An 11,246-nucleotide genomic window follows, 5' to 3' on the forward strand; every position below is an offset into this window, starting at 1 on the left:
TTAGGCTCATGACATGCATGCCTGGCCCGCTTCCGAGGTCCCCGCCCTGCCTGGTCAGGGCCGCGACCTGAGGATCCACGACACCGCGACCGGCGGCCTCGTCACCCTCGACCCCGGTCCCGTCGCCCGTATCTACGTCTGCGGCATCACCCCGTACGACGCCACCCACATGGGGCACGCGGCGACCTACAACGCGTTCGACCTCGTTCAGCGCGTGTGGCTCGACACCAAGCGGCAGGTCCACTACGTCCAGAACGTCACCGACGTCGACGATCCGCTGCTGGAGCGCGCGCAGCGGGACGACGTCGACTGGGTGGCCCTCGCCGAGAAGGAGACGGCCCTCTTCCGCGAGGACATGACCGCCCTGCGGATGCTGCCGCCCCGGCACTACATAGGCGCGGTCGAGGCGATACCGGGCATCGTGCCGCTCGTGGAGCGGCTGCGGGAGGCGGGCGCCGCCTACGAACTCGAGGGCGACGTCTACTTCTCCGTCGAGTCCGACCCGAACTTCGGCAAGGTCTCCAACCTGGACGCGGCCGCCATGCGGCTGCTGTCCGCCGAGCGTGGCGGCGACCCGGAGCGCCCGGGCAAGAAGAACCCGCTCGACCCGATGCTGTGGATGGCCGCCCGCGAGGGCGAGCCCAGTTGGGACGGCGGCTCGCTCGGCCGCGGGCGCCCCGGCTGGCACATCGAGTGCGTCGCCATCGCCCTCGACCACCTCGGCATGACCTTCGACGTCCAGGGCGGCGGATCCGACCTCGCCTTCCCGCACCACGAGATGGGCGCCTCGCACGCCCAGGTGCTGACCGGCGAGTTCCCGATGGCCAGGGCGTACGTCCACGCCGGCATGGTCGCCCTGGACGGCGAGAAGATGTCCAAGTCCAAGGGCAACCTGGTCTTCGTGTCGCGGCTGCGCCGCGACGGCGTTGATCCCGCCGCCATCCGGCTCTCCCTGCTCGCCCACCACTACCGCTCCGACTGGGAGTGGACCGACCAGGTCCTCCAGGATGCCGTGGACCGGCTCGGCCGCTGGCGTGCCGCCGTCTCCCGGCCCGACGGCCCGCCCGCCGAGGCCCTCGTCGAGGAGATCCGCGAGGCCCTCGCGAACGACCTGGACGCCCCGGCCGCGCTCGCCGCGGTCGACCGCTGGGCGGCGCTCCAGGAGGAACAGGGCGGCACGGACATCGCGGCCCCCGGCGTGGTGTCGCGCGCCGTCGACGCGCTGCTGGGCGTGGCCCTGTAGGCGACGGCGTACGAGAGGGGCGCCTCCCCCGCGGGGAGGCGCCCCTCGTGTCGCGTGCGGACGACGAGGTCAGATCCGCTGGATCCGTACGCTGCGCAGGACGTTCGGGGACTGCGTGTCCCAGACGCCGATCACCTGGTGGCCGAGGGCGAAGGCCTCCTGGATCTGCTGGTGCAGCTGCGGAACGGGGTTGATGAGGACCCGGAACTGACCGTTGATGCGCAGGAAGACCTGCTGCGGCTGGCCCTGCAGCGGCTGCGGGATGTCGACGAAGCCGTTCGCCACGCCGGAGGCGAGCGCCTGCGCCTGGACCTGCTGGATCACCTGCTGAACCACCGCCTGCGCGAGCTGCGCCAGCTGCTGCTGGGTCTGCTGCTCCTGTTGCCGGGCCTGCTGGTCCTGCTGCTGCATCTGCTGGCCCTGGGGGGCCTGTTGCTGCGCGAACGGCTGCTGTTGTTGCTGCCCGAGCTGCTGCAGCAACTGGTGGAAGGGCTGCTGCTGACCCAGCTGCTGCAGCTGCGGCATCATGCCGACGCCCGGCCAGCCGGCGGACTGCTGCTGTCCGAACGGCTGCTGCCGGCCGTAGCCCTGCTGCTGGCCGTACTCCTGCTGCTGGCCGTAGCCCTGCTGCTGCCCGTACTCCTGCTGCTCGTAGGGCGAGGTGCTGGGGAACGGCTGGCCCTGTTGGCTCTGCTGTCCCATGTGGCCCATCTGCGGGGTGATGCTCATACGGATGTCACCTTCCCTTGATGTGAGGCCTTGCCTTGCCTGACCGTCAGCCGGTGACCACCAGGCCGACGATCTCGTCGTCCGAGAACCACACCCGGACGTCGGGCCGTCCCCCCGCGAACGCGGCGTGCACCGCCTGGCGGATCTCGGGGGACGGACGATTGAGGTTGCGCCAGGCGCCGGCCACGAACAGGCGGAGCCTGGGCGGGAGTTCACGGGGGTAGGGCAGCAGCTCGTCCCAGTACCGCTCGGCGCGGCCCGAGCCGATCGCCTGCGGCAGCAGATGGGTGACGGCCGCCTTGATGTCCGGCCGGCTGCCGATCCGCTGCGAGGCGGGGCGGCCCGGCGCGTCCTGCTGTTCGGAGCCGGTCGTCCGCAGCACCAGCCGGGCGCGATCCGGGGACATCGGTGGCTGGCCGGCCGCCTTGAGCATGCCCTGCAGCGCGGCCAGCGCGCCGACCACCACCGGGGAGGCGGAGGAGGTCCCGGAGAACGTGTCCGTGTACCAGGCGATCTCCTCGGGGCCGCCCTGCAGATCGCCGGGCCGGTCCCAGGAGCCGCCGGTGGTCGTGACCTCGCGCCCCCAGCCCTGGGCGTCCAGCCGGGCGCCGTAGTTGGAGAACGCCAGCCGGGAGCGGTCCGGCCCGTGGTCGCGGCCGTGCGTGCCGGGCGGCGGCGCGCCCGCGCCGACGAGGACGGCGCCGGAGGACTGGTTGGAGGAGTTGAACGGGTTGCGCCACCACTCGGGGAATCCGTCCGGGCGGCGCTCGTAGACCGCGTCGTCGAGCGACTCGGCGCCGTTGCCCGCCGCCTCGACCACGATGACGCCCCTGGCGGTGGCGTACCGGATGGCCGCGAAGTCGTCCGGCCACCACTCGATCGCGATGTAGCCGCGCTGGTCGTCGCGCTCGGCGTACTCGAACCGCGGTCCCGGCCGGTGGAGTTCGACCAGGACGACGTCACCGGGGCCGAGCCGCTCGGCCGCCGCGTGGATCGCCGCCGCCGTGCCGATGCCCTGGAAGGAGGCGGCCGCGGTCACCGCGTCCGGCACGATGCCGTTCACCCCGAACTCGCCCCGGTCGCCGCCGATCACGCCGATCACCGCGGTGCCGTGGTTGCGCCACGCGAGGTCGGTCAGGGGAGTGCCGACCACGACGCCGGCCAGCTTGGCGGCCAGGTCCTCATGGCCCAACTGCCAGGCGCCCTCGACGTCGACGACCGTCACCCCCTGACCGGTCCCACCGGGGCGCTGCCAGGCCCAGTGGGCGTCTATCCCCTCGGGGGCCGGGCGCAGATAGCCCTGCCGGCCGCTGAAGTCCGGGGTGGCCGGGGTGCCTTCCTTCAGCCGGCCGCTGTCGCCGGTGACGGTGGCGGGCACGGCGCCGGGCTTCACGTACGCCGTGTCGATCCCCGGCAGCGCCGCGATCCGTGAGCGCAGCTCCTGGGCGCGGCTCTCCCCGCCGCGCACCCGGTAGAACAGCGCGAGGTCGGGCACGTGCCGCTCGCCCGGCGGGGCGGAGGACTGCTGCAGCCGCTCCTCACCGCCGAACAGCGGCTCCAGCGTGAGCTGTTCGTCGCCGAGGAACATCTCGAGCGCGGAGACGTCGGCGCCGGCCGCCGAGCGGACGCCCTCGGGCCGGGCGCGCAGCCGGGCCTCGGGGCGGGCGACGACGATCAGTTCCTGCTCGGCTCCGTGATAGGTGAATCCCGCTCCGTCTGGGCCCGGCCCGGATGCTCCCGGACCCTGCGCCGGCTGTACCTGGTCGCTCATCGCTGCCGCTCCCTTCGGTCCGCGCGGGTGCGCCTTCGCTCACAACCAAGCACTCCGACGGCGAGGCGTCCAGACCGTTTTCGCCAACTCTGTTTGAAACAAGTTGAATTGGGTAACGTGTGCAATCCGTCCGGAAACAGAGGTCACGCCTCAATCCGGCCAAAGGTGGCACGTGGTTCGCCTGGGCCGGGGAAACGAGAAGGGCGGTGCGCCCGGCGCACCGCCCTTCTCGTTCACTCCTCGGAGGACTCGTCGTCCTCCCCGCCCGGTTTCGGGGGAGTCGTCGGGGGTTTCGTATGGCCGTCCCGGCGCCGCAGATACCGCTCGAACTCGCGGGCGATCGCCTCGCCGGACGCCTCCGGCAGCTCCGCGGTGTCCCGGGCCTCCTCCAGCGTCTGCACGTACTCGGCGACCTCGCTGTCCTCGGCGGCCAGCTGGTCCACGCCCACCTGCCAGGCGCGCGCGTCCTCGGGCAGCTCGCCCAGCGGGATGCGCACGTCGATCAGGTCCTCCAGCCGGTTCAGCAGCGCCAGCGTCGCCTTGGGGTTGGGCGGCTGCGACACGTAGTGCGGTACGGCCGCCCACAGGCTGACCGCCGGCACGCCCGCGTGCGCGCAGGCCTCCTGGAGGACGCCGACGATGCCCGTGGGGCCCTCGTACTTGGTCTCCTCCAGATCCATCCGCTGGGCCAGGTCGGCGTCGGACGTCGTTCCGCTGATCGGGACCGGCCGCGTGTGCGGGGTGTCGCCGAGCAGGGCGCCGAGGATGACGACCAGCTCCACGCCCAGCTCGTGCGCGAAGCCCAGCAGTTCGTTGCAGAACGAACGCCACCGCATCGACGGCTCGATGCCCCGCACGAGCACGAGGTCGCGCGGCTTCTCACCGCCGACCCGCACCACCGACAACCTTGTCGTCGGCCACGTGATCTTGCGCACTCCCGCGTCCATCCACACCGTGGGGCGGTTCACCTGGAAGTCGTAGTAGTCCTCGGCGTCGAGCGCCGCGAACACCTCGCCCTTCCACTCCCTGTCCAGATGCGCGACCGCGGTGGAGGCGGCGTCGCCGGCATCGTTCCAGCCCTCGAACGCGGCCACCATGACCGGGTCGATCAGCTCGGGAACCCCCTCGAGCTCGATCACCCAGTGCCTCCTTCCGACGTGCCCTCGCTTGACCCACCAACCTTACGGCGTTCCGCGGGGGCGCCCGCAGCCCCCTTGCACGGGGGAGTGAACGGATCACTGCCCCGTACGGACCCCCCGAACACCCAAGATCGCCACCCCGGGCAACCCCTCGGCGGCAGGTCCCTCACAGCGACGACCGCAGCCACTGCTCCACGCTCGCGATGTGCACCGTCGCCCAGGACCGTGCCGCCTCCGCGTCCCGGTCCCGCAGGGCCGACAGGATCGCCCGGTGCTCGCGCAGGGTGCGGCTGACGGCGTCCTCCTGGGTCAGGCCGCGCCAGATCCGGGCCCGGGTGGTCGGGCCCGACAGGCCGTCCAGCAGGGAGCACAGCACCGAGTTGCCCGAGCTCTGCACGATGCCCCGGTGGAAGTCGAGGTCGCAGGCGACCAGTTCCTCCACCGACGGGGCGTCCCCGAGCTTTTCCAACTGGGCGGAGAGCGCGTCCAGTTGCTGCTCGCTGATCCGGGAGGCCGCCATCGCGGTCGCGGCCGGCTCCAGGATGCGGCGCACCGCCAGGAACTCCAGGACGGTGTCGTCGCGGTGGAAGTCCACGACGAAGCTCAGTGCCTCCAGCAGCAGTTGCGGGTCCAGGCTCGTCACATAGGTGCCGTCGCCCTGCCGCACGTCCAGGATCCGGATCAGGGACAGGGCGCGGACGGCCTCGCGCAGGGAGTTGCGGGACAGGCCCAGCTCGGAGGCGAGTTCGCTCTCCTTGGGCAGCCGGTCGCCCGGCCGCAGCGCGCCGGAGACGATCATGCCCTTGATCTTCTCGATCGCCTCGTCGGTGACTGCCATGACCGGCCTCCCTGTCGCCTCATCCCTGTCGCCGCACCGTGCCGAGACCTCGGATGTCTGAGCTCATTATGTGCCTGCCCAGGTGCCCGCCTCCAGGTCGGAGATCAGTGCCTGAAGGCGCACGGCCCGCATGCGAGAGGGGCGGCTCCGTCGGCAGGGAGCCGCCCCTCATCCGGGAGCCGGCGCCCTAGGGGAGAGGGGCCGTTCCCGTCCGTGCCGGCCCCTGGTCGGGAAGGGGCCGGTGCGCGGTCACTTCTTGCCGAGCAGGTCCTGGACCCCGGCGCGGACGTCGTCCGTGGCAAGGCCCCGGATCGTCAGCGTCGTCCGGCGGCGCAGCACGTCGTCGGGCGTCTCGGCCCACTCGTGGTCCCGGGCGTAGACGACCTGCGCCCAGATCTCCGGGGCGTCCGGGTGGACGCGCTCGCCCAGCTCGGGGTTCTCGTTGGCCAGCCGGGCGATGTCGAAGGCCAGGGACCCGTAGTGCGTCGCCAGGTGCTTCGCCGTGTCGGCTGCCATCCGCGGCCCCGGGGCCGGGTTGTCCACCAGCAGCCGGTGGGCGACCGCGCGCGGGTTGGCGACACCGGGCAGCGGCAGCTTCTTCGGCAGCGACGAGATGGGTTCGAAGTCGTCGCCCAGCGGGGCGCCGGGCAGCGCCTCCAGCTTCTGCATCACCGTGCGGCCGATGTGCCGGAAGGTCGTCCACTTGCCGCCCGCGACGGACAGCATCCCGCCCCGGCCCTCGGTGACGACCGTCTCGCGCTTGGCCTTGGCCGTGTCGCCGGGGCCGCCCGGCAGCACGCGCAGACCCGCGAAGGAGTACGTGATCAGGTCACGGCTGAGCTGCTGGTCCCGGACCGAGAACGCGGCCTCGTCCAGGATCTGGGCTATGTCCTTCTCGGTGACCGCGACGTCCGCCGGGTCGCCCTCGAACTCCTCGTCGGTCGTGCCGAGGAGCAGCATGTCCTCCCAGGGGAGGGCGAAGGTGATGCGGTACTTGTCGATGGGGGTCGCCAGCGCGGCCTTCCACGGGGACGTCCGCTTCAGGACCAGATGCGCGCCCTTCGACAAGCGGATCGACGGCGCCGCATTCGGGTCCTCCATCCTGCGCAGGTGGTCGACCCACGGGCCGGTCGCGTTCAGCACCAGGCGGGCGTTGACGCCGAACTCGTCGCCCGTGGTGCGGTCCTTCAGATCCGCGCCCGTCACGCGGCCCCGGGTGAACCGGAGTCCGGTCACCTCGGCGTGGTTGAGGACGACGGCGCCCGCCTCGACGGCCGCGCGGACCGTCATCAGCGCCATGCGCGCGTCGTTCATCTGGTCGTCGCCGTAGACGGCGACGGCCTTGAGGTTGTCGGTGCGCAGCTCCGGCACGTCCTGCGCGGCCCGCGCGGGGGACAGCAGGTGGCCGACGCCGTCACCGAACGCGGAGAGCGCGGAGTAGGCGAAGACGCCCGCCCCGAGCTTCGCAGCGCCGTGCGGCCCGCCCTTGTACACGGGGAGGTAGAACGTGAGCGGGTTCGCCAGGTGGGGAGCCACCTGACGGGAGACCGCACGGCGCTCGAAGTGGTTCTCCGCCACCAGCTTCACCGCGCCGGTCTGCAGGTAGCGCAGACCGCCGTGGAGCAGCTTGGAGGAGGCGGAAGAGGTGGCGCCGGCGAAGTCGCCGGCGTCGACCAGAGCCACCCTGAGGCCGGACTGCGCGGCGTGCCAGGCGGTGGAGATGCCCAGGATGCCGCCGCCGATCACGAGAAGGTCGTACGACGCCTTGGAGAGCTGCTCCCGGGTCTCGGCGCGGCTCGGGTTGGAGCCGGAGGCCGGGTGCGTACCGAGGGCAGGCACGGACTGCAGGGTGGTCTGACTGGTCATTTCGGGTTCTTACTCCTCATCGGGCCGCGAGCCTTGCGGGGTGCTCGTCAGCCCTCGTCCTCGATCCAGCCCATGGTCCGCTCGACGGCCTTGAGCCAGGTCTTGTACTCACGGTCGCGGGTCTCCGCGTCCATGCGGGGGGTCCACTCGGCGGCCCGACGCCAGTTGGCGCGCAGGTCGTCGGTGCTGGTCCAGAAGCCGACGGCGAGACCGGCGGCGTAGGCGGCGCCGAGGCAGGTGGTCTCGGCGACCATCGGGCGCACCACGGGGGCGTCCAGGAAGTCCGAGAGGGTCTGCATCAGCAGGTTGTTGGAGGTCATGCCGCCGTCGACCTTGAGGGCCGTGAGCTCCACGCCCGAGTCCTTGGTCATGGCGTCCGTGATCTCACGGGTCTGCCAGGCGGTGGCCTCCAGGACGGCGCGGGCCAGGTGCGCCTTGGTGACGTACCGGGTCAGGCCGGCGATCACACCGCGGGCGTCGGAGCGCCAGTGCGGGGCGAACAGGCCGGAGAAGGCCGGCACGAAGTAGGCGCCGCCGTTGTCCTCGACGGAGAGCGCGAGCGTCTCGATCTCGGCGGCGGTGGAGATCAGGCCCATCTGGTCGCGCATCCACTGCACCAGCGAACCGGTGACGGCGATCGAGCCCTCCAGGGCGTAGACCGGGGCGTCGTCGCCGATGCGGTAGCCGACGGTGGTGAGCAGACCGGAGTACGAGTTGATGATCTTCTCACCGGTGTTCATCAGCATGAACGTGCCGGTTCCGTACGTCGACTTGGCCTCGCCCTCGGAGAAGCAGGTCTGGCCGAACAGGGCCGCCTGCTGGTCGCCGAGCGCCGAGGCGACCGGGATGCCGCCGAGCAGCTCGCCCAGCTTGCCGCCCTTGATCTCGCCGTAGACCTCGGCGGAGGAGCGGATCTCGGGCAGCATCGCCAGCGGCACGCCGATGGACTCGGCGATCTTGTCGTCCCACTCCAGGGTGTGCAGGTTCATCAGCATGGTGCGGGAGGCGTTGGTGACGTCGGTGTAGTGCTTGCCGCCGTCGACACCACCGGTCAGGTTCCAGATGACCCAGGTGTCCATGGTGCCGAAGAGGATGTCGCCGCGCTCGGCGCGCTCGCGCAGGCCCTCGACGTTGTCGAGCAGCCAGCGGGCCTTCGGGCCGGCGAAGTAGGAGGCGAGGGGGAGACCCGTCTCGCGGCGGAAGCGGTCCTGGCCGACGTTGCGGCCGAGCTCCTTGCACAGGGCGTCGGTGCGGGTGTCCTGCCAGACGATGGCGTTGTGGACGGGCTCACCGGTGTTCTTGTCCCACAGCAGCGTCGTCTCGCGCTGGTTGGTGATGCCGATGGCCTTGATGTCGTCGCGAGTGATGCCGGCCTTCTGGATGGCCCCGGCGACGACCTCCTGGACGTTGGTCCAGATCTCGTTGGCGTTGTGCTCGACCCAGCCCGGCTTCGGGAAGATCTGCTCGTGCTCCTTCTGGTCGACGGAGACGATACGGCCGTCCCGGTCGAAGACGATGCAGCGGCTGGAGGTGGTGCCCTGGTCGATGGCGGCGATGAAGGGGCCGGCGGTGTGCGCGTCGGTCACTGTGTGCTCCTGGGTTTCCGTGAGTTAAGGGGTCGTTCTACCGGTGCTTTAAGCAAAAGCGACGTTGTAGATGCCTGCAGCGATCGCGCCGCCGATCAGCGGACCGACCACCGGGATCCAGGCGTAGCCCCAGTCGGAGCCGCCCTTGTTGGGCAGGGGCAGGAGGGCGTGCACGATGCGCGGACCCAGGTCACGGGCCGGGTTGATCGCGTAGCCCGTCGGGCCGCCGAGGGAGAGACCGATCGAGACGACGACGAGCGCGGTGATCAGCGCGCCCAGGGTGCCCAGACCGTTGCCCTTGTCGTTGAGGCCCTGCGTGAGCACGGCCAGGACCAGAACGATGGTGCCGATGATCTCCGTGGCGAGGTTCTGCCAGACGACACGGATCTCCGGACCGGTGGAGAAGACGCCGAGGACCGGGCCCGCGCCCTTCTCCTGCGCCTCCACGGCCTTGGCCGTCGTGGCCTGCGCACCCGGGCCGCCGACGATCTCCTTGTCGGTGAGGTGCGCGTGGAACTGCCCGTAGTAGGCGACCCACACCAGGGTCGCGCCGATCGCGGCGCCGAGCAGCTGGCCGGCCCAATAGACCGGAACGTTGCTCCAGTCACCGTCCTTGATGGCGAGCGCGAGCGTCACGGCCGGGTTGAGGTGGGCGCCGGACAGCGGCGCCGAGGTGTAGACGGCCGTCAGTACGGCGAAGCCCCACCCGAAGGTGATGGCGAGCCAGCCGGCGTTGCGCGCCTTGGAGGCCTTCAGCGTGACGGCCGCGCAGACGCCGCCGCCGAGCAGGATGAGTATGGCGGTACCGATGGTCTCGCCGATGAAGATGTCGGAGCTGGACACCCGCGACTCCTTTGTCCTTCGTCCAGGGGACCGAACCCCGGGTCCCTCCGGAGGTTCGAGCTGCCCTCGGGGGTGAGAGCGGTGTCGGCCCTTGGCGTTGTCACACTCTAACGCGTATTGCCGGTAGGTGTTCGACAATGCCGACCGATGGACGGGAGTCTCGCCGCGGCGTCACGTGTGCGTCAAGGGTTCTGTTGTCGAAAGCACGATCGTTACTGATTGCCGTGAGTCGTCGATCTTGCTGGTCAGGTGCGTACGGCGGAGTAACAAGCACCCTGCGTACCGGCCGGGCGGTACGTCCGTTGTGTCAGGGTACGGGTGAGACCGGGACGCGCCACCCGCGTCCCGGTCCTCGTACCGCTTCCTCAGAACCGCCCGGCACCCAGATCCCGCGACACCGCACGCGCGCAGTCCCGCACGGCCGCGATCAGCTCCGGCCGCAGCGCGTCCTTCTCCTCGGCCCGGCACAGCCGTTCCACGGCCCCGGTGATGCCGACCGCGCCCACCGGCATCCGCCGCCGGTTGTGGATGGGCGCGGCGACGGACGCCACGCCCTCCCAGGTCTCCTCGACGTCGGCCGCGTACCCACGCGCGCGGGTGAGGTCGAGGATGTGCTCGAAGTCCTCCGCCTCGCACACCGTGCGGTCCGTGAACGGCTTGCGGTCGGCCTCCATCGCCTCGCTGTGCGCGACCGGGTCGTAGGCCGACAGCACCTTGCCCAGGGCGGTGGAGTGCAGTGGCTGCATGGCCCCGATCTCCAGCACCTGCCGGCTGTCGTCGGGCCGGAAGACGTGGTGCACGATGAGCACCCCCTGCTGGTGCAGCACGCCGAGGTACACGCTCTCACCGCTGGAGCGGGCCAGGTCGTCCGTCCACACCAGGGCACGCGCGCGCAGCTCGTGGACGTCCAGATAGGTCGTGCCCAGACGCAGCAGCTCCGCCCCCAGCTGATACCGCCCGGAGGCCTCGTCCTGCTCGACGAAACCCTCCTGCTGGAGGGTGCGCAGAATGCCGTGGGCGGTGCCCTTGGCGAGACTCAGCGACGAGGCGATGTCCGAGAGGCCGAGCCGCCGCTCGCCGCCCGCGAGCAGCCGCAGCATCGCGGCCGCCCGTTCGAGCGACTGGATGTTCCGTGCCATCGCCGTACTGCCTCCGTCCCCTTCGAACGTCGACGTAACGTCGTCGTTGCCACCGTTCGGCAATGTCGAACACTACCGGTCCATGCCGACCC

General features: G+C 71.0%; 9 protein-coding genes. 1 reads left to right on the forward strand and 8 read right to left on the reverse strand.

Translation table 11 applies throughout. From position 1 onward, the window contains the following. Positions 1-13 precede the first annotated feature (13 nt). The gene (gene mshC / locus ACQF4J_RS36025) at positions 14-1,243 is read left to right on the forward strand and encodes a cysteine--1-D-myo-inosityl 2-amino-2-deoxy-alpha-D-glucopyranoside ligase (protein WP_351584284.1); all 1,230 of its coding nucleotides are present in this window, start codon (positions 14-16) and stop codon (positions 1,241-1,243) included. Between the two features lie 69 nt (positions 1,244-1,312). Here the strand turns inward: mshC and ACQF4J_RS36030 are convergent, their stop codons facing one another. The 8 genes from ACQF4J_RS36030 to ACQF4J_RS36065 form a co-directional block, all read right to left on the reverse strand. Beyond that, positions 1,313-1,972, reverse strand: coding sequence for a hypothetical protein (locus ACQF4J_RS36030; RefSeq protein ID WP_351584282.1), 660 nt, complete (start codon positions 1,970-1,972; stop codon positions 1,313-1,315). Positions 1,973-2,018: 46 nt separating this feature from the next. Beyond that, the gene (locus tag ACQF4J_RS36035) at positions 2,019-3,743 is read right to left on the reverse strand and encodes a S8 family peptidase (RefSeq protein ID WP_351584280.1); all 1,725 of its coding nucleotides are present in this window, start codon (positions 3,741-3,743) and stop codon (positions 2,019-2,021) included. Positions 3,744-3,976: 233 nt separating this feature from the next. Beyond that, complete coding sequence (locus ACQF4J_RS36040; protein ID WP_351569114.1) at positions 3,977-4,882, reverse strand: PAC2 family protein; 906 nt, start codon at positions 4,880-4,882, stop codon at positions 3,977-3,979. A 166-nt stretch (positions 4,883-5,048) separates the two neighbouring features. Continuing rightward, positions 5,049-5,720 carry a FadR/GntR family transcriptional regulator gene (locus ACQF4J_RS36045; protein WP_058926317.1) on the reverse strand — a complete coding sequence of 224 codons (672 nt, stop codon included), beginning with the start codon at positions 5,718-5,720 and terminating at the stop codon, positions 5,049-5,051. Between the two features lie 249 nt (positions 5,721-5,969). Then, positions 5,970-7,586, reverse strand: coding sequence for an FAD-dependent oxidoreductase (locus ACQF4J_RS36050; RefSeq protein ID WP_427167694.1), 1,617 nt, complete (start codon positions 7,584-7,586; stop codon positions 5,970-5,972). Between the two features lie 47 nt (positions 7,587-7,633). Then, positions 7,634-9,172 (reverse strand): glycerol kinase GlpK, encoded by a 1,539-nt coding sequence (gene glpK, locus ACQF4J_RS36055; protein WP_351569109.1) that lies wholly within the window; start codon positions 9,170-9,172, stop codon positions 7,634-7,636. 48 nt (positions 9,173-9,220) lie between these two features. Further along, on the reverse strand, positions 9,221-10,015 hold the full coding sequence (locus ACQF4J_RS36060; RefSeq protein WP_058926320.1) for an MIP/aquaporin family protein: 795 nt from the start codon (positions 10,013-10,015) through the stop codon (positions 9,221-9,223). Between the two features lie 365 nt (positions 10,016-10,380). Continuing rightward, on the reverse strand, positions 10,381-11,154 hold the full coding sequence (locus ACQF4J_RS36065) for an IclR family transcriptional regulator (RefSeq protein ID WP_351569106.1): 774 nt from the start codon (positions 11,152-11,154) through the stop codon (positions 10,381-10,383). Between the last annotated feature and the right edge of the window lie 92 nt (positions 11,155-11,246).

The organism is Streptomyces sp. C1-1, from assembly GCF_050214755.1.
Taxonomy (GTDB): Bacteria; Actinomycetota; Actinomycetes; order Streptomycetales; family Streptomycetaceae; genus Streptomyces.